Annotated in this window: 20 protein-coding genes; 10 read left to right on the forward strand and 10 right to left on the reverse strand. The window is 57.3% G+C overall.

Features of this window, described 5'->3' with window-relative positions:
• Positions 1-99: 99 nt before the first annotated feature.
• The 5 genes from AC2FLD_RS11700 to AC2FLD_RS11720 all read left to right on the forward strand — a co-directional run bounded on the left by AC2FLD_RS11700 (position 100) and on the right by AC2FLD_RS11720 (position 3,712).
• Positions 100-543: a MaoC family dehydratase gene (locus AC2FLD_RS11700; protein ID WP_496669418.1), complete on the forward strand. Its 444-nt coding sequence runs from the start codon at positions 100-102 to the stop codon at positions 541-543.
• Between the two features lie 126 nt (positions 544-669).
• Positions 670-1,161 (forward strand): ClbS/DfsB family four-helix bundle protein, encoded by a 492-nt coding sequence (locus AC2FLD_RS11705; protein WP_496669416.1) that lies wholly within the window; start codon positions 670-672, stop codon positions 1,159-1,161.
• Positions 1,162-1,275: 114 nt separating this feature from the next.
• The gene (locus AC2FLD_RS11710) at positions 1,276-2,208 is read left to right on the forward strand and encodes a bifunctional riboflavin kinase/FAD synthetase (protein WP_496669663.1); all 933 of its coding nucleotides are present in this window, start codon (positions 1,276-1,278) and stop codon (positions 2,206-2,208) included.
• Complete coding sequence (locus AC2FLD_RS11715; RefSeq protein ID WP_496669414.1) at positions 2,205-2,678, forward strand: YcgN family cysteine cluster protein; 474 nt, start codon at positions 2,205-2,207, stop codon at positions 2,676-2,678. Before AC2FLD_RS11710 ends, AC2FLD_RS11715 begins: the two co-directional genes overlap by 4 nt.
• Positions 2,678-3,712, forward strand: coding sequence for a threonine aldolase family protein (locus AC2FLD_RS11720; protein ID WP_496669412.1), 1,035 nt, complete (start codon positions 2,678-2,680; stop codon positions 3,710-3,712). The genes AC2FLD_RS11715 and AC2FLD_RS11720 overlap by 1 nt, the downstream gene beginning before the upstream one ends.
• Here AC2FLD_RS11720 and AC2FLD_RS11725 read toward each other — a convergent pair.
• Complete coding sequence (locus AC2FLD_RS11725; RefSeq protein WP_496669410.1) at positions 3,699-4,532, reverse strand: alpha/beta fold hydrolase; 834 nt, start codon at positions 4,530-4,532, stop codon at positions 3,699-3,701. The two genes, AC2FLD_RS11720 and AC2FLD_RS11725, sit on opposite strands and share 14 nt — an antisense overlap.
• The gene (locus AC2FLD_RS11730) at positions 4,529-5,131 is read right to left on the reverse strand and encodes a 2-hydroxychromene-2-carboxylate isomerase (protein ID WP_496669408.1); all 603 of its coding nucleotides are present in this window, start codon (positions 5,129-5,131) and stop codon (positions 4,529-4,531) included. Before AC2FLD_RS11730 ends, AC2FLD_RS11725 begins: the two co-directional genes overlap by 4 nt.
• Before the next feature lie 108 nt (positions 5,132-5,239).
• On the opposite strand from AC2FLD_RS11730, the gene AC2FLD_RS11735 reads away from it, so the two are divergent.
• A complete protein-coding gene (locus AC2FLD_RS11735) occupies positions 5,240-6,259 on the forward strand; it encodes a ribose-phosphate pyrophosphokinase (RefSeq protein ID WP_298852541.1) in 1,020 nt (339 codons plus the stop codon).
• Positions 6,260-6,370: 111 nt separating this feature from the next.
• The gene (gene rpiB, locus AC2FLD_RS11740) at positions 6,371-6,820 is read left to right on the forward strand and encodes a ribose 5-phosphate isomerase B (protein WP_496669406.1); all 450 of its coding nucleotides are present in this window, start codon (positions 6,371-6,373) and stop codon (positions 6,818-6,820) included.
• A 45-nt stretch (positions 6,821-6,865) separates the two neighbouring features.
• Here rpiB and AC2FLD_RS11745 read toward each other — a convergent pair whose 3' ends face one another.
• From AC2FLD_RS11745 to AC2FLD_RS11775, 7 genes are all read right to left on the reverse strand, one after another.
• Entirely contained in the window at positions 6,866-7,216 is a 351-nt protein-coding gene (locus AC2FLD_RS11745) for an H-type lectin domain-containing protein (protein ID WP_496669404.1), read from the reverse strand.
• Positions 7,217-7,330: 114 nt separating this feature from the next.
• Complete coding sequence (locus AC2FLD_RS11750) at positions 7,331-7,741, reverse strand: F0F1 ATP synthase subunit epsilon (protein ID WP_496669402.1); 411 nt, start codon at positions 7,739-7,741, stop codon at positions 7,331-7,333.
• 12 nt (positions 7,742-7,753) lie between these two features.
• Complete coding sequence (gene atpD / locus AC2FLD_RS11755; RefSeq protein ID WP_496669400.1) at positions 7,754-9,178, reverse strand: F0F1 ATP synthase subunit beta; 1,425 nt, start codon at positions 9,176-9,178, stop codon at positions 7,754-7,756.
• Positions 9,179-9,198: 20 nt separating this feature from the next.
• Positions 9,199-10,074 (reverse strand): F0F1 ATP synthase subunit gamma, encoded by an 876-nt coding sequence (locus tag AC2FLD_RS11760; RefSeq protein ID WP_050604829.1) that lies wholly within the window; start codon positions 10,072-10,074, stop codon positions 9,199-9,201.
• 15 nt (positions 10,075-10,089) lie between these two features.
• The gene (atpA, locus tag AC2FLD_RS11765) at positions 10,090-11,628 is read right to left on the reverse strand and encodes a F0F1 ATP synthase subunit alpha (protein WP_050604830.1); all 1,539 of its coding nucleotides are present in this window, start codon (positions 11,626-11,628) and stop codon (positions 10,090-10,092) included.
• Entirely contained in the window at positions 11,629-12,189 is a 561-nt protein-coding gene (locus AC2FLD_RS11770; RefSeq protein ID WP_496669398.1) for a F0F1 ATP synthase subunit delta, read from the reverse strand.
• A gap of 303 nt (positions 12,190-12,492) precedes the next feature.
• Positions 12,493-13,227: a class I SAM-dependent methyltransferase gene (locus AC2FLD_RS11775; RefSeq protein ID WP_050604884.1), complete on the reverse strand. Its 735-nt coding sequence runs from the start codon at positions 13,225-13,227 to the stop codon at positions 12,493-12,495.
• A gap of 61 nt (positions 13,228-13,288) precedes the next feature.
• Here AC2FLD_RS11775 and gloB point away from each other — a divergent pair, with 61 nt between their 5' ends.
• The 3 genes from gloB (at position 13,289) to AC2FLD_RS11790 (ending at position 17,599) form a co-directional block, all read left to right on the forward strand.
• A complete protein-coding gene (gene gloB, locus AC2FLD_RS11780; protein WP_496669397.1) occupies positions 13,289-14,056 on the forward strand; it encodes a hydroxyacylglutathione hydrolase in 768 nt (255 codons plus the stop codon).
• Positions 14,057-14,230: 174 nt separating this feature from the next.
• On the forward strand, positions 14,231-16,555 hold the full coding sequence (gene clpA / locus AC2FLD_RS11785) for an ATP-dependent Clp protease ATP-binding subunit ClpA (RefSeq protein ID WP_050604833.1): 2,325 nt from the start codon (positions 14,231-14,233) through the stop codon (positions 16,553-16,555).
• A 315-nt stretch (positions 16,556-16,870) separates the two neighbouring features.
• The gene (locus AC2FLD_RS11790; protein ID WP_496669396.1) at positions 16,871-17,599 is read left to right on the forward strand and encodes a YHYH protein; all 729 of its coding nucleotides are present in this window, start codon (positions 16,871-16,873) and stop codon (positions 17,597-17,599) included.
• A gap of 56 nt (positions 17,600-17,655) precedes the next feature.
• On the opposite strand, the gene AC2FLD_RS11795 is transcribed toward AC2FLD_RS11790, so the two are convergent.
• Positions 17,656-17,937: a BUD32 family EKC/KEOPS complex subunit gene (locus AC2FLD_RS11795; protein ID WP_496669395.1), complete on the reverse strand. Its 282-nt coding sequence runs from the start codon at positions 17,935-17,937 to the stop codon at positions 17,656-17,658.
• Between the last annotated feature and the right edge of the window lie 377 nt (positions 17,938-18,314).

Consider the following 18,314-nt stretch of genomic DNA (forward strand, 5'->3'; position numbering starts at 1 on the left):
AGAAAAGACTTGATTTTCTGCAGTTGCGAAGTAATAAAGTTGCCAACCTCGGCCATATGATGGTTTTTTCTTTCACGGCCGATTTCGAGTGAGGGCAACATGTTGGATAATCTTCCACGCGGAACGATCTGTATCGAAGACATCGAAATGGGCATGTCCCGCCACCTGCGCAAAGTGGTGACGGATGAGGACATCGAGATGTTCGCTCAGGTTTCCACCGACCGGAACCCGGTGCATCTGGATGACGACTATGCCCGCGATACGATCTTTGAAGGCCGTATTGCCCACGGGATGCTGACGGCAGGCCTGATCTCGGCCGTGATCGGTGAACAACTGCCCGGCCATGGCACGGTTTACATGGGTCAGTCCTTGAAGTTCCTGGCCCCTGTGCGCCCGGGAGACATGGTTTATGCCGAGGTGAAAGTGGTCGACATCGACTTTTCCAAGCGCCGCGTCAAGCTGGACTGCCACTGCTCGGTTGAGGGTAAGAAGGTTCTGATCGGTGAAGCGATGGTGCTTGCCCCGTCGCGCAAGTTCGACTGACCAACGTTTTTCAAAGTTTCACCAAGTCATGGGACTGCGGGGCACAGTTGATCTGCGTCATTTGAAAATGGTCGGAAACCGATAGACTCTAACGCATTCATTGAGAGTCTGCGTTGGAGTTGATCCATGGCCGCGACAAGCAAAGCAGAACTGCTGAGCATCACCCAAAAAGAATATTCCAAACTGAAAGCACTGATTTCCGCCGTTTCGGTAAAAGATGCCCGGCGCAAAGATGACGAAGACACTTCGATCAAAGATGTGATCGGGCACCGTGCGCATTGGATTGACCTCTTTCTGGGTTGGTATGCTGACGGTCTGGCCGGAAAACAGGTCCACTTCCCGGCCGAAGGTTACAAATGGAACGAGCTTCGGCGCTACAATGCAGAACTCCGTCAGAAACAGGCGCGTTTGTCCTGGGGCGAGGCGGTGACGGCTTTGGACCAAGCGGAGGAGAAGTTGAACGCTTTAATTCAATCCTGTTCCGATACTGAGCTTTACGGCGATCCAATGAAAGGCGCGCACAACAACTGGACAGTAGGTCGATGGGCCGAAGCTGCCGGGCCCAGCCATTTCCGATCCGCGGCAAAGTACGTTCGATCAAGGTTGAAATCGATCTAGGACCCCATTGTGTATGCCTGATGAGAGAGAGACGTGCATCAACTCACACAGGAATTTGTTCAGCACGTGGATGAGGTGCTTGAACATAGGTTGTATGAACAGTACCCACTTCGCATGCAGATCATCCGAGACTTTCAGTTTGTAGAGCCAACAGACCGCGGTGCCAGCGTGGCGATCGGGAATTTTGATGGCGTCCATATGGGGCACCAATCGGTCATAGAACTGGCCCGTAAATCGGCCCCCGACGCGCCACTGGGTGTGATGACTTTCGAGCCGCATCCGCGTGAATTTTTTGCGCCTGCCTCTCCTCCGTTCCGGTTGATGAGGGGAAATGCGCGGGCGCACCGGCTGAAAAAACTGGGCGTACAGAAACTGTATGAATTGCCGTTCAACGCGGCACTGGCAGGGCTTTCCCCGGAAGAGTTTGCGCGCAATGTGATCTGTGACGGGCTGGGCCTGTCTCATGTCGTTGTGGGGTCCGATTTCTGCTTTGGTAAAGGCCGCAGCGGTACCGCCGATGATCTGGTGCGGTTCGGGCAAGAGATGGGATTCGGCGTGACAATTGCCCCCTTGATGGAACGGTCCAAGAATGTCGTTTCGTCAACCGCCATCCGAACCGCGCTGAGCGAGGGCCGCCCAAGGGACGCTGCCGCGATGTTGGGCCATTGGCACAGGATCGAGGGCGAAGTAATTGGTGGTGAGCAGCGCGGGCGGGAGCTGGGCTTTCCCACCGCAAACATGTCCATCGAAGGGCTGCACCCGCCCAAATTCGGAGTCTACGCCGTATTGGTCGACGTGCTGGATGGCCCGCATCAGGGCAGCTATCACGGTGCGGCCTCGGTCGGGGTGCGCCCGATGTTTCACGGCGAAGTGCCCAATATCGAAACTTTCCTTTTCGACTTTTCCGGTGATCTGTACGGAGCAACGCTGTCGGTTGGCCTGATCGATTTTCTGCGCCCTGAAATGACCTTTGACGGGCTGGATGACTTGATCGCGCAGATGAATGCCGATTGCGAAAAAGCCCAAGGCATTTTGGCCGCCCTATGAGCGCTGATCCGATTGAACGCGCGGGCCTGCCTGCCCGGTTTTGGGAACGCAAACCGCTGCGCAAGATGAACCAGCGCGAGTGGGAGGCCCTGTGCGACGGCTGCGGTAAATGCTGCCTGAACAAGCTGGAGGATGAGGACTCGGGCGAAGTTGCCCTGACCTGCGTTGCCTGCCGTCTGCTGGACGATGAAAGCTGCCGCTGCACTCAATACGACATCCGGCACCAATTCGTGCCTGAATGCATCGTCATGACGCCCGACAATATCGACGAACACGCCTATTGGTTGCCGCAAACCTGCGCGTATCGGCTGTTGTGGGAAGGCAAGCCGCTTTACGACTGGCACCCTTTGGTATCGGGTACACAGGACAGCGTGCACGCGGCAGGTGTCTCGGTTCAGGGACGCACGGTGTCGGAGTTTGAAACCCCCATGGAAGAGTGGGAAGATTACATAATCGAGGAGCCAAACTGATGTATTTCGCGTCTGACAATTCCGGCCCGGTTCACCCTCAGGTCATGGCCAAACTGGCCGAGGCCAATCAGGGCTATCAGATGGCCTATGGCGCCGATACGATGATGAATGAGGTGCGCGATCGCATCCGCAGCATCTTTGAGGCCCCCGGCGCTGCCGTTTATCTGGTAGCGACAGGAACGGCGGCAAATTCGCTGGCTCTGGCGACCCTGTCCAATCCCTGGGAAACGATCTTCTGCTCTCCGGTCGCTCATATCCATGAAGACGAATGCAACGCCCCCGAGTTTTACACTGGCGCCAAGCTGACCCTTGTCCCCGGCGGCGACAAGATGACCCCCGATGCGTTGCGCGGGTCGATCCTGGGCGAAGAAACGCGCGGAGTGCACGGACCGCAGCGCGGGCCTGTGTCGATCACACAGGTGACCGAGCGTGGATCGGTCTATTCGCTGGAAGAACTGCAGGCGCTGTGTGGGATCGCAAAGGAATATGGCTTGCCCGTCCATATGGATGGTGCACGGTTCACCAATGCGCTTGTCGCCCTGAATTGTTCCTCGGCTGACATGACGTGGAAAGCGGGCGTTGATGCGGTCAGCTTTGGCGGCACCAAGAACGGTTTGATGGGTGTTGAAGCGGTGGTGTTCTTCGACGAAAGCAAAGCCTGGGAGTTTGAGCTGCGGCGCAAACGCGGGGCGCATCTGTTTTCCAAACATCGCTATCTGTCCGCTCAGATGGCGGCTTATCTTGAGGATGACCTGTGGCTGCAATCGGCGCGTCAGGCCAATGCAAACTGTGCCCGGCTGGCCGATGGTTTGCGTGCTAAGGGTGCTGAATTTTTGCACGAGCCGCAGGCCAACATGATCTTTGCCGCTTTCCCACGCGCGAAACACAAACAGCTGCATGAGGCGGGCGCGATCTATCACCTCTGGGGGGATGAGCTGGAAGGCGAGAATGACGACGAAAGTCTCGCCTGCCGATTGGTCTGCGACTGGTCCATCGGGTCGGCTGAGATCGATCAGTTTCTTAATCTGCTTTAACCGAAGATAAGGCGTTAGATAGCCAGAACTCCTGCAGCAGCGCGCTGGTCTCATTTGGGTGTGAGATGGGCAGCATATGCCCCGCCCCTCTTACCACCTCATGACGCGCGCCTGGCAGCCGTTGCTGCAAGCTTTCGCATATCGCTTGCATCACGGGATGCGTTTCCGACCCGCTCAGCAACAGGACCGGCATCGACAAACGATCGAGCTTTCCAGGCGAAAGCAACCCCGCCTGATCGTCATAGATCGCAGAGTGCACTGCTGGAACGGCACCTATCCCGCGCACCATGTTAGCCTTTGTCCGTTCGGGCAAATCAGGCCATTTGGGGCTGATCTGGGTGCTCCACATCCTGTTGAACAGTCGCGCGGCCAGAACCTTGTCACCTGCTTTGAAGGCCGCGCTTATGGGCTTGAAGTCTTCTTCGTGCTGCTCGAACAGAAGTGGCGCATCTTGCTTCGCGACAGCAAAGAACACGGGTTCGATCAGGATCAAGCTGCGTACCCTTTCCGGGTACTCTATCGCCAGCCTCAACGCAATCATCGCCCCAAAGGAATGACCGATCAATTCCATTCGTTCGGACAACTGGGCCGCGGCCGGATTGGTCACTTGGTCAAAGAAGTCACTCTGTCCGTCCCAATCCGGGCTTTTTCCATGCGAAAGCATGTCCGGGGCAATCAAGGTCGCGTCACCGCTCAGCATGTTGGCCAAGCCCGACCACGCACCGGAATGCGCAATCGTGCAGTGGAGGGCAAGCAGTTTCCGCTCCCCCTTCCCCAGCCTTCGGACAAATACCGATCGCGCCGCGGCCGCGGCTGTCATTCCTTCATCTCGGTCAGATGCCGATCCAAATCATCCAGACTGTCCTGACCCCAGAACCGCTGACCGTCTGGCGTGATATAGAATGGCGCACCGAACGCGCCTTGATCCACGGCCTCTTCCAGATTGGCGGCATAGGTTTCGGCACCGACCAGCAATCCGCTGTTAGCCAGATCTGGATCAAAGCCGGAATTTGCCAAACAATCGCGGATCACGTCGTCCTGTGCCACGTCTTTCTCTTCGGCCCAGCAAGCGCGCAGGATCAATTGGCACAGCTTGCCCACATCCCCAGACCCGTCCTTTGTCGCAGCGATCACCGCATATGAGGACGGCGCCATATTGGTCGGCCAATGCATGGGTTTCAGGTTGAAATCTAAACCCAGACGTTTGGCTTGGCGCAACAAGTCCTGTGCGCGGTATTCGATGCGCGAGATATGACGGTCTTTCGGTGGCGTACCTCCGGTGCGCGAGAACAGGGCCATGATGTCCAGCGGTTTGTAATTGATGGTCGCGCCATGTTTCGCCGTGATCTCTTCCAGTCGGTTTCCGGCCAGATAAGTGTAGGGTGAAATTGTCGCAAAATAGTAGTCAATCCGGGTCATGTTCACTTTCTCCGCTGCGTTACCTTTGCGGGACGTTAAGGCCATGCTAAGCGGTGTCAACATCACGAATCTGTCACATTGCCATTGCTGCCCGGGGACCTTCAGCCGATGCCGACACTTCACGAACCCAAGCTCATCGCTGGGAACGCCAACCTTCCTCTTGCTAAAACCATCGCACGCCGCATGAGCCTGTATCGCGGCGTTGACCAGGGTCTGGTCGATGCGCGCGTCGAACGCTTCAATGACGGCGAGATCTTCGTCGAGGTATTCGAGAACGTACGCGGCGAAGATATGTTCATTATCCAGCCGACCTCGAACCCGGCCAATGACAACCTGATGGAGCTGCTGATCATCGCCGATGCGCTGCGCCGGTCATCAGCCCAGCGGATTACGGCTGTGATCCCCTATTTCGGTTACGCCCGTCAGGACCGCCGCACCAAAGCCCGGACGCCAATCAGTGCTAAGCTGGTGGCCAACATGCTGACCGGTGCAGGGATCGAACGGATTCTGACCATGGACCTGCACGCAGCGCAGATTCAGGGCTTTTTCGATATGCCCGTCGACAACCTCTATGCCTCGCCGATCTTTGCTTTGGACGTAAAGAACCAGTTCAAGGACAGCCTGGATGAGATCATGGTGGTTTCACCCGACGTCGGCGGCGTGGCGCGTGCGCGCGAGCTGGCCAAGCGGATTAACGCGCCCCTGTCGATCGTGGACAAACGCCGCGAGAAAGCAGGCGAAGTGGCAGAGATGACAGTGATCGGCGACGTGAAGGACAAGATCTGCCTGATCGTGGACGACATGTGTGACACCGCCGGAACGCTGTGCAAGGCGGCACAAGTTCTGCTGGATAACGGCGCGAAAGAGGTTCACTCCTACATCACGCATGGCGTCATGAGCGGCCCTGCGGTCGAGCGTGTCACCAACTCGGTGATGAAATCGCTGGTTCTGACTGACACGATCCAGCCGACCAAAGAGATTGCCAAGGCCAAGAACATCCGCATCGTGCCTACCGCGCCGATCTTTACTCAGGCGATCCTGAACATCTGGAACGGCACCAGCGTGTCTTCGCTGTTCGAAGACAAAACGCTGACGCCGATCTACGAATCCATGTACCAGATGGATTGAGTTCTGAGGGGCGGCCAGACAAGCCGCCCTTTTGCTTTTCGAAATCTGATCCGCCCTGCCCGCTGCTCACCGGCATGTGCGTGGATCCGCGAAAGAGGGGAAAAACCTCCGATGACCGCAAGCAAACGCATTGTCCTGTCCAGTGACCACGCCGCGATCGATCTGCGTCAGGCCGTGGCAAAACACATCGCCCAACAAGGCTGGGACGTGGTCGATATCGGCCCGACGACGCCCGAAAGCACACATTACCCCAAGCACGGCAAAGCGGCAGCTGAAGCTGTCGTATCGGGCGATTGCAGTTTGGGCATCATCCTGTGCGGTACCGGTCAGGGCATCATGATGGCCGCAAACAAAGTACCGGGCATTCGCTGCGGTGTGTGTTCAGACGCATTCTCGGCCCGTATGATCCGCCAGCACAACGACGCCAACATGCTGTCGATCGGCGCGCGCGTTGTCGGCGAAGGTCAAGCGCTGGAAATCGTGGACGCATTCCTAGGCGCCGAGTTCGAAGGCGGTCGCCACGCAACGCGAGTGGATATGATCGAAACGCAAGAAGACTAAGTTACAAGCTGCAGTTAGAACGCTTGAAAACACGGCTAACCCGGGTCAGGAAATGTTCCAGTCATCCGGGTGCGCGACCTCGCCTATTGCAGTCCAGCTCGCGCGGATGCGGGCAATCCGAGTGTCGGACCAAGTTCGAAATACTGCGTCAAAGCCCTGGGTGGTGATGTTTTCGGCCTGAACCTCGGCGCGTAGAGCCGAGGACGTGTCGACATCCCAAAGCGAGATTCCGATCTGTACCACGGGCGGAGTGCGAAAGGCTTCTTTGAACTGAATGGGTGTGCGGCGTTCACGAGGCCCCTGCCCCGTCCACATTTCGCCGCCTTCGGCAAATTCCGAAAACAGGACGTCTTCACCCTGATCAATTCCAATGGGATGGGTTAGGAACTTTTTCATTATGTCATCATTATTCTTGAATTCCCGCAACTTACCCCGGCACTTCGGCAAAAGCACGACAAAAAAACGGCCCCGCAATTGCGAGGCCGCTCAAATTTTTTACGGATAAGCCTTTTAAAGGCTCATATGTGTTCCAAGCGCTTCCATGTCGGCCAGCAGTTTTGCCGCGTCGTCGACAATGGTCTGATCATCGCCACCCTTGGCGGCCTCGTGCGAGGCGCGGGCGTCTTCGATCAACTCGTCCAGATGCGCCCGGGTCACTTCCGCTATCGGAATGGCCTTTTCGGCCAGAACCGACAAGCTGTCGCCGTTGATCTGGGCAAACCCGCCAGTGACCAGGTATTCGCTGGACCCTTCGGGTGCCTCAACCTTCAGCAGACCGGGGCGCAGCGTGGTGATGGTGGGCGCATGATCGGGCATCGCCGTCATGTCCCCGTCCGCGCCGGGAATCTGGACCGCGGTCGCGCTGAGCGAAGCTAAGCTCCGCTCGGGGCTGACGAGGTCGAATTGCATCGTGTTTGCCATCAGGTGTGCTCCTTAGGCGGCTTCTGCGGCCATCTTCTCCGCTTTGGCGATCACTTCGTCGATGCCGCCAACCATCAGGAAGGCCGCCTCGGGAAGGTGATCGTATTTGCCGGCCACAACGGCCTTGAACGACGCGATGGTGACATCCAGAGGAACCTGAACACCGGGCGAACCGGTGAAAACCTCGGCCACATCGAACGGCTGTGACAGGAAGCGTTCGATCTTACGGGCGCGGGCCACGGTCAGTTTGTCCTCTTCCGACAGTTCATCCATGCCAAGGATGGCAATGATGTCCTGCAGCGACTTGTAGCGTTGGAGGATCTGCTGAACGTCAGTCGCAACGGTATAGTGCTCTTCACCAACGATAGCCGGGTCGAGCAGACGCGAAGTCGAGTCGAGCGGGTCAACGGCCGGGTAGATACCCTTTTCCGAGATCGCACGGTTCAAAACGGTGGTCGCGTCCAAGTGCGCAAACGACGTGGCCGGCGCAGGGTCGGTCAAGTCATCCGCAGGAACATAAACGGCCTGCACGGACGTGATCGAGCCCGATTTGGTCGAAGTGATGCGTTCCTGCATCGCGCCCATGTCGGTCGCCAGCGTCGGCTGGTAGCCCACAGCGGAAGGAATACGACCCAGCAGAGCCGAAACCTCGGAACCCGCCTGCGTGAAGCGGAAGATGTTGTCGACAAAGAACAGAACGTCGGCGCCGGTTGCGTCACGGAACTGTTCCGCCAGGGTCAGACCCGACAGAGCGATCCGCATACGCGCACCCGGAGGCTCGTTCATCTGACCATAGACCAGGGCGATTTTCGAATCTTCCAGCTTGTCAGGAACGATAACGCCGGATTCGATCATCTCGTGATACAGGTCGTTGCCTTCACGGGTCCGCTCACCAACACCCGCGAACACGGACACGCCCGAGTGCACTTTGGCGATGTTGTTAATCAGTTCCATGATCAGAACGGTTTTGCCAACACCGGCGCCGCCGAACAGGCCGATCTTACCGCCTTTGGCGTAAGGGGCCAGCAGGTCAACAACCTTGATGCCGGTGACCAGAACTTCGGATTCAGTTGCCTGATCCGCGAAATCCGGTGCTTCCTGGTGGATGGCGCGGGTTTCAGTTGTTTCGACGGGACCCTTTTCGTCGATGGGCTCACCCACAACGTTCAGGATACGGCCCAAAGTCGCGTTGCCGACCGGAACCGCGATCGGTGCGCCGGTGTCGGTGACTTCTTCGCCACGAACCAGACCTTCGGTTGCGTCCATTGCAATGGTGCGGACAGTGTTTTCGCCCAGGTGCTGTGCTACTTCCAAAACCAGCTTCTTGCCGTTGTTGGTGGTATCCAGCGCGTTCAGAATTTCAGGCAGCTCATCATCAAAGTGCACGTCGACGACGGCCCCGATAATCTGAGTGACTTTGCCTTTTGCATTCGCCATGTTTCGTCTCCGGTTTGTCTCTACAGCGCTTCGGCGCCGGAAATGATTTCAATCAGCTCGTTGGTGATCACGGCCTGACGCGAGCGGTTGAACTGGATCGTCAGTTTGTCGATCATTTCACCCGCGTTGCGTGTCGCGTTGTCCATCGCAGACATCCGTGCACCCTGTTCCGAGGCCCCGTTTTCAAGCAGACCCGAGAAGATTGCAGTCGCAACCCCTTTAGGCAGCAGATCGGCCAAGATGGCCTCTTCGCTGGGCTCGTAATCGAAGACCGCGCCGCTGTCGTCCCCTTCGATATCCTCGAACGAGGCAGGGATGATCTGTTGCGCCGTTGGTATCTGGCTCACGACGTTGACGAACTTCGAGTAGAAGATCGTGGCTACGTCGAACTCACCCGCGTCGAAACGGGACAGGACGTCTTTGGCGATGTCCTGCGCGTTGGAATATCCCAGACGCTTGACCTCGCTCAGATCGACATGACCGACGAACAGATCGCCATAGTCACGCTTGATCGCATCGCGGCCTTTCTTGCCAACGGTCAAAATCTTAACCGTCTTGCCCTTGGCCTTCAGTTCGTAAGCTTTGGCACGGGCCAGCTTGGCGATGTTCGAGTTGAAGCCGCCACACAGGCCACGTTCTGCTGTCATGACAACCAGCAGATGGACATCATCACTGCCCGTACCACGGAGCAGTTTGGGGGCGCTGTCGCTGCCCCCGACCGATGCCGCCAGCCCCGCCATCACGGCATTGAACCGTGCGGTGTAGGGGCGAGAGGCTTCGGCAGATTCCTGGGCGCGGCGAAGTTTTGCAGCCGCGACCATCTGCATGGCCTTGGTGATCTTGCGGGTCGATTTGACCGACTCGATCCTGTTTTTAAGATCCTTAAGATTTGGCATGTGCCCGCCTCTCCCTTAAGCGAAGGTTGCGGCGTATTCGTCAATCGCAGCCTTGATCTTGTCGGAAGCGTCGCCCTTGATCTTGGGATCTTCGTCGGTGATCCACTGAAGCAGGTCGGCGTGCTTGCCGCGCAGATGCGCCAGCAGGCCAGCTTCGTAGCGGCCAACTTCGGATACATCGATCTTGTCCAGGTAGCCATTGGTGCCAGCGAAGATGACGCAGACGATTTCAGCGTTGGTCAGCGGTGAGTACTGAGGCTGTTTCATCAGCTCGGTCAGACGGGCACCACGGTTCAGCAGCTGCTGGGTCGCGGCGTCAAGGTCGGAACCGAACTGCGCAAACGCAGCCATTTCGCGGTACTGAGCCAGTTCCAACTTAACCGGACCGGCAACCGACTTCATCGAGTTGGTCTGAGCCGAAGAGCCCACACGCGAAACCGACAGACCGGTGTTCACAGCAGGACGGATGCCCTGGTAGAACAGCTCGGTTTCGAGGAAGATCTGGCCGTCGGTGATCGAAATCACGTTGGTCGGAATAAACGCCGAAACGTCACCACCCTGAGTTTCAATAACCGGCAGTGCGGTCAGCGAGCCCGCACCGAAGTCTTCGTTCAGCTTCGCCGAACGCTCCAGCAGGCGGGAGTGGAGGTAGAAAACGTCACCAGGATAGGCTTCACGGCCGGGCGGACGACGCAGCAGCAGCGACATCTGACGATAAGACACAGCCTGTTTCGACAGGTCATCATAGATGATCAGCGCGTGGCGGCCGTTGTCGCGGAAGTATTCGGCCATCGCGGTTGCGGCGTAAGGTGCCAGGAACTGCATCGGCGCCGGGTCGGACGCGGTGGCGGCCACAACGATCGAGTAGTCAATCGCGCCGGATTCTTCCAGCTTCTTCACCAGCTGTGCAACGGTCGAACGCTTCTGGCCGATCGCGACGTAAACGCAGTACAGCTTCTTCGACTCGTCGTCGCCAGCTGCTTCGTTGTAAGTTTTCTGGTTCAGGATCGCGTCCAGAGCAACGGCAGTTTTACCGGTCTGACGGTCACCAATGATCAGTTCCCGCTGGCCACGGCCAATCGGGATCATCGCGTCAACCGATTTCAGGCCGGTTGCCATCGGCTCGTGAACCGATTTACGCGGGATGATGCCCGGCGCTTTTACGTCTGCAACACCACGCTTGGAAGCGTTGATCGGACCTTTGCCGTCCAGCGGGTTGCCCAGACCGTCAACAACACGGCCCAGCAGCTCGTCACCGATCGGAACGTCCACGATCGAATTGGTGCGCTTGACAGTGTCACCTTCTTTGATGTCACGGTCGGAACCGAAGATAACAACACCAACGTTGTCACTTTCCAGGTTCAGCGCCATGCCCATGATGCCGCCGGGGAATTCGACCATCTCACCGGCTTGCACGTTGTCCAGGCCGTATACACGGGCAATCCCGTCACCGACGCTCAGCACGCGACCGATTTCGGCCACTTCGGCTTCCTGACCAAAATTCTTGATCTGGTCCTTCAGGATTGCAGAAATCTCTGCAGCTTGGATTCCCATTTATCCGACCTCTTTCATTGCATTCTGTAGGGAGTTGAGCTTCGAGCGGATCGAGCTATCGATCATCTTCGAGCCCACTTTAACGACAAGACCGCCGATGAGGCTTTCATCAACGGTCGCATTGATTGTCACGGTCTTGCCCACACGCTCGGACAGCGTCTTGGACAGTTTTTCCAGTTGCGTCTTGGTCAGCGCCTTGGCCGAGGCAACATCCGCGGTCACTTCGCCACGCTCGTCCGCCAGCATGTCGCGCAGAACCTGCACCAGTTGCGGCACGACGAACAGACGGCGCTTCTGCGCCATCAGACCCAGCGTGTTGCGCAGGATGGCGTTCAGGGCCATCTTGTCAGCGATTGCGGTGATCGCGCCTTCCTGTTCAACGCGGGAAATCAGCGGCGAGGCGATCAGGTCGCGCAACTCGGCGCTGTCGCCCAGTGCTGCTGCCAGATCATTGATGCCGGATTCCAGACCTGCAAGGTCATTGTTCTCTTTGGCGATCTCAAAGATCGCGGTGGCATAGCGCTCGGCAATGCCAGTGGAAATCGAAGCTGGTTCGGACACGTCCACCCTTCCGATACTTTGGGCCCCGAATTCGCGTGCGGCAGCTACCCCGGGGGCGTGAAGAAACCCCGTCCTTAAAGGGCGGGGATCAAAATCACCGGGGATGTAGCAGAGGTGTTCCAACCAAGCAATACGCTATAGCGGTAACAGAATTATCCACAAATTGTTAATTTTCATGCACTTACGCCAAGTGCGACGGTTTGAACACATTGGCCCAGTTGAAAAATGTTACGAATATGCAGGTTTTTGCGATTCCTGTGACTTTTTTCCCGCAATTTTGTCGCTTCGGAATGTCAGCGATTGTCACGCAGGTTTCAACAAACCGTCCAGCGCCTTGATCGGTTTTTTGACTGCGTCTTTTGTCACGCTGCCGCTGGGCGGACGAATGTGCTTGCTGACCTCGACCATCAGCACGCCCCCAGCCATGACAGTAGGAATCCGTTGCCCGGTTTTTTCGATCAAACTGCCGGATTTCAACCAGAAGCGGCGGAAGGAAGGAGGCCTGTACAGGGCCGAACAATGCGCCTCGGGCAGGAAGTGATGCGCCTTGAGCTGGTTTTCCAGCTGAGTGGCGGTATAGGGGCGCCCGTAGCCAAACGGCGTTTTGTCTGTCCGCGACCAGAGTCCCCCCCGGTTCGGGACAATGAACACAGCTCGACCGCCGGGGCCCAGAACACGCCAACATTCGTCCAGCAGCTGGTTCGGCCTCTCTGACGTTTCCAGCCCATGCATCACGACAAGCTTGTCCACGTGACCGGTTTCAATCGGCCAGAGCGTTTCTTCGGTCAGAACGGAAACATTTGGCATCCCGGCAGGCCAGGGCATCACACCCTGCGGGCCGGGCATCAGACCGATAACCCGGCGTGCATCCGCCAGGTATGGGCGCAGCAACGGCACGGCAAAGCCAAATCCGGCCACCGTCTGGCCTTTTGCTTCGGGCCAAAGCTCGCTCAGGCGTCCGCGAATGGCCGCTTGCGCCGCACGCCCCAGCGTACTGCGGTAGTAGAAGTTCCTCAGATCCTGCACATCAAGATGCATTGCGGACATCCGGTCAATCGGCTTAGCTGGGCGCAGTCTAGCAATGAAAGGGCAAAAGGCCATGCCTCTTGAAATCGTTACAATCCCATGCCTCAGCGACAACTACGCCTATCTGGCCCATGACGGCATCAATGGCCAGACCGCGTTGATCGACGCGCCCGAGGCCGGACCGATCCTGAAAGTGCTGGAAGAACGCGGATGGACGTTATCCCACGTGCTTCTGACCCATCACCACTGGGATCACGTCGATGGGCTGGCTGGGATTCTGGAAAAACACCCGGCACAGGTCATCGGGGCTGCAGCGGATGCCCATCGCCTGCCACCGCTGGACCAGCAAGTGGCCGAGGGCGATAGCTTTGACATCGGAGGTGAGCCGGTTCAGGTTCTTGATGTATCCGGCCACACAGTCGGGCATATCGCTTTTTATATGCCGCAAAGTGCTGCCGTGTTCACTGCCGACAGCCTTATGGCGCTTGGCTGCGGACGTCTGTTCGAGGGCACACCAGAACAGATGTGGGACTCACTTAGCAAACTGGCCGCCCTACCAGACAGCACTCTGGTCTGTTCGGGGCATGAATACACACAGTCCAACGCCAAATTTGCCATTACGATCGATCCAGACAACGCCGACCTCAAGGCGCGCATCGCCGAGATTGACCAAGCACGTGCCGTCGGGAAGGCGACCGTTCCGTCGATTCTGGCGATGGAAAAGGCCACAAATCCTTTCCTGAGGGCCACCGACCCAGCGATTCAGGCACACTTGGGCATGGTTGGCGCAAACCCTGAGGTCGTTTTTGCGGACATCCGGGGTAGAAAAGACCGATTTTGATGCCTATTTGCCCCTCTTCACGGCCACGGTCACAACAAATGTGACTGTCAAGAGCAAGAAAACCCTTGAAGCCGGGGCACGATCAACCAAACTCTAATAGTATGAGGACATGGTTGGGATGGGGTTCCGGCCGAAAGCTCGCCCCCTTCTGACCCAATACAGAGGAGCACCCGCGTGCCTTCATTCTCGAGCACATTGGAACAAGCCATCCACGCGGCCTTGGCGGCCGCGAATGAACGGCGTCATGAATTTGCAACGCTAGAGCATCTGCTGCTGGCGCTTCTGGAAGAACCCGATGCGGTGCGCGTCATGAAGGCGTGCAGCGTCGATCTGGACGAGCTGCGCAGCACTCTGGTGGAATTCATCGACGAAGATCTGTCGAATCTGGTCACGGATATCGACGGGTCCGAAGCCGTTCCAACGGCAGCCTTCCAGCGCGTCATTCAGCGCGCCGCGATCCACGTACAAAGCTCGGGCCGGACCGAAGTGACCGGCGCCAACGTACTGGTTGCCGTTTTCGCCGAGCGCGAAAGCAATGCCGCCTATTTCCTGCAAGAGCAGGACATGACCCGTTACGACGCGGTCAATTTCATCGCCCATGGCGTGGCCAAAGATCCCGCTTATGGCGAAAGCCGCTCGGTATCCGGTGCGGATCAGGTTGAAGAAGACGCTCAGACCACATCTGGCGAAACCGAACAAAAAGAAAGCGCGCTGGGGAAATACTGCGTCGATCTGAACGCGAAATCACGGGCGGGTGATGTTGATCCGTTGATCGGACGCTCGGACGAGGTGGAACGCTGCATCCAGGTGCTGTGCCGTCGCCGCAAGAACAATCCGCTGCTGGTAGGGGATCCCGGCGTGGGTAAAACCGCCATCGCCGAAGGTCTGGCGCATAAGATCATCGGCGGACAGGCCCCCGATGTGCTGGCCAACACCACGATCTATTCTTTGGACATGGGCGCGCTGCTGGCCGGAACCCGCTATCGCGGTGACTTTGAAGAACGTCTGAAGGCGGTCGTCACAGAGTTGGAAGACCACCCCGACGCGGTTCTGTTCATTGACGAAATCCATACCGTGATCGGTGCCGGTGCAACCTCGGGCGGGGCGATGGATGCTTCGAACCTGCTGAAGCCTGCGCTTCAGGGCGGCAAGCTGCGTACCATGGGTTCGACCACTTACAAAGAGTTCCGTCAGCATTTCGAAAAAGACCGTGCGCTGAGCCGCCGGTTCCAGAAGATCGATGTGAATGAACCTTCGGTCGAAGACAGCGTGAAAATCCTGCGCGGTCTGAAACCCTATTTTGAAGAGCATCACGACATCAAATACACCGCCGATGCGATCAAGACTGCGGTGGAGCTGTCGGCCCGCTATATCAACGACCGCAAACTGCCCGACAAGGCCATCGACGTAATCGATGAGGCCGGCGCGGCGCAACATCTGGTCGCTGAAAGCAAGCGTCGCAAGACCATTGGGGTAAAGGAGATTGAGGCAGTCGTCGCCAAGATCGCCCGCATCCCGCCCAAGAACGTCACCAAGGACGATGCCGAGGTGCTGAAAGATCTCGAAGCTTCGCTGAAACGCGTGGTGTTTGGTCAAGATCTGGCCATCGAGGCGCTATCCAGCGCGATCAAACTGGCCCGTGCTGGTCTGCGTGAGCCTGAAAAGCCCATCGGCAACTACCTGTTCGCTGGTCCAACCGGTGTGGGTAAGACCGAGGTGGCGAAACAGCTGGCGGATACGCTGGGTGTCGAGCTGCTGCGCTTTGACATGTCCGAATACATGGAGAAACACGCGGTCAGCCGTCTGATCGGCGCACCTCCGGGCTATGTTGGGTTTGATCAGGGTGGTTTGCTCACCGACGGTGTCGACCAGCATCCGCATTGCGTGCTGTTGTTGGACGAAATCGAGAAAGCGCATCCGGACGTGTTCAACATCCTGTTGCAGGTGATGGACCATGGTGAGCTGACGGATCACAACGGCCGTACCGTGAACTTCCGCAATGTGGTTCTGATCATGACCTCAAACGCGGGCGCGCAGGAACAGGCCAAAGCAGCCATCGGCTTCGGTCGCGACCGTCGCGAAGGCGAAGACACCGCTGCGATTGAGCGCATGTTCACGCCGGAATTCCGCAACCGTCTGGATGCTGTGATTTCGTTCGCACCGCTACCAAAAGAGGTCATCCTGCAAGTGGTTGAGAAATTCGTCTTGCAGCTTGAAGCGCAACTGCTGGATCGCAGTGTAACCATCGATCTGACACCCAAAGCTGCTGAGTGGCTGGCCGACAAAGGGTATGATGACAAAATGGGTGCGCGTCCTCTGGGTCGTGTGATTCAGGAACACATTAAGAAACCTCTGGCCGAGGAGCTGCTGTTCGGCAAGCTAGCCAAAGGCGGTGTGGTTCGTGTCTCGATCAAGAAGGGCGAGCTGGATCTTGAAATAATGGGTCCGGATCAGCGGCGCATTCCAGGCGACAAGCCTCCGCTGTTAACAGCGGACTGATTGGAAACAGACCACTTTTTAGAAGCCCGGCGATCCCTGTCGTCGGGTTTTTTTCTTAGTTCCAATACGGGTAATTGCGACGGAACCCGGTCTCTGCCGCGTGTAATCTTCAATGATTTACGCAGGACAGGGACTGGAACGTGAGCAAGACTTCTATCACTTGGGGCGCAGCTTTTGCCCTTTCGGCCATCGCAGCTGTTGCAACGGCACAGCACAGGTTTCGCTATCACGACGAAACGACGAAACGACGAAACGACGAAAGAACCTCTCAGATTGGTGCCCGCCACCATAGATCCCGGGAAAAACAGGGCCTCAGTGAAAGAAAATGACACCACAATCAGAGTGAAGGGCAACGGGATTCCTGATCATCTGGTTGGCCAGTTTCCAAACCGGGGCAATCCACACCAAATCGAACGGCAGAAAGTCAACCTTAAGGTGCCAACAGCCCCCGAAACCAAGGGCACATTCACACCGCTGCGCATGGGCTGGAACTTTGGGGTTTCTCTCAACGGGGTTGTTTTTGACCCGCTTGCGGCCGAGTTCTGGCATGGCAACCCAAGATCCGGCTGGTCCTACAATGCGTTGGGCGGAGCGATTGCTCTGGGGTTGGATGCGAATTATGCCCATGTGCAGCCGAACGGAAAATACCACTATCACGGTGTTCCTACAGGGTTGATCGAGCTTCTGGGATGGTCCCCTGCTGCGCATTCACCGTTGATCGGGTACGCCGCAGATGGCTTTCCGATTTACGCGAGGACAGGTGTAGTAGACGGCAAAGTCATTGAGATGACGCCCTCTTATCGTCTGAAATCCGGGACACGCCCGGGTGGCAACGCGCCGAACGGGCGGTATGATGGCACATTTAATGAGGATTATGTCTATGTTCAGGGGCACGGCAATCTAGACCAATGCAACGGCGCATTCACCGTTTCAACAGAGTACCCCAACGGGACTTATGCCTATTTCCTGACCGAAGATTACCCCGTGGTGCCCCGATGTTTCACGGGTACTTCGGACCAGAGTTTTCGATTTGGCAGGCGCTAAGCTGATTGGACAATGGACGCGATTGCCGGGGGTGCGTAACGAGTTCTTTTTTGGTGTTAGAAACGAGGTTGGCCATTCCGCACCTGCACCGGGCATGGCACCGGCAGGGCCTTTGGATTCCTGTCCCACGCCGCATAGTAGGCGGACAGAACATTATAGGCAAAGCGAGGTCCGGTGCTGCCCTGAGACAGGGCGGACAGGATCGCAATGCTCAGATCGCGGGCTTTACGAAGCCGCCCGGCCTTTGTGGCCACAAAATACTCAAAGTCGATGAACCTTATCTGACGCCCATCCCAGCACATATCCCGAAACGCCGGGCGTCCATGAGCCAGACCCATCCCATGAAGCCGTAACTAAGCCTGGCCAGCAGCGCGACACGCCATGAGTTTTCCCGCCATGGTGACGGACTTGTCTTTGGACAATCTGGTCAGGCTGGCTCCGGCGTGTTCGATGGCAATATACCCTTTGCCTTCAGCTAAAATTCTGGGAACCGGTGCGCCGTATTTCCACAAGAATTGGTGGGATGATCGGTCACGTTCGAATGCTTGTTCAGGCTTTCCCTTAACCAGCCAGAGATGAGGTGCGAAGCGTTCGACCCGTTTAAGCCAAAACCTGACCCCTCGCCTGGCCTGGCACAATGTCACACGCTGGTGGGGGCCTTGCAGAGCGATATCGACTGCTATGTGTAAATCTGTTGTCCTGTCTTTCACGCACA

Source organism: Ruegeria sp. CDSA021 (genome assembly GCF_059612325.1).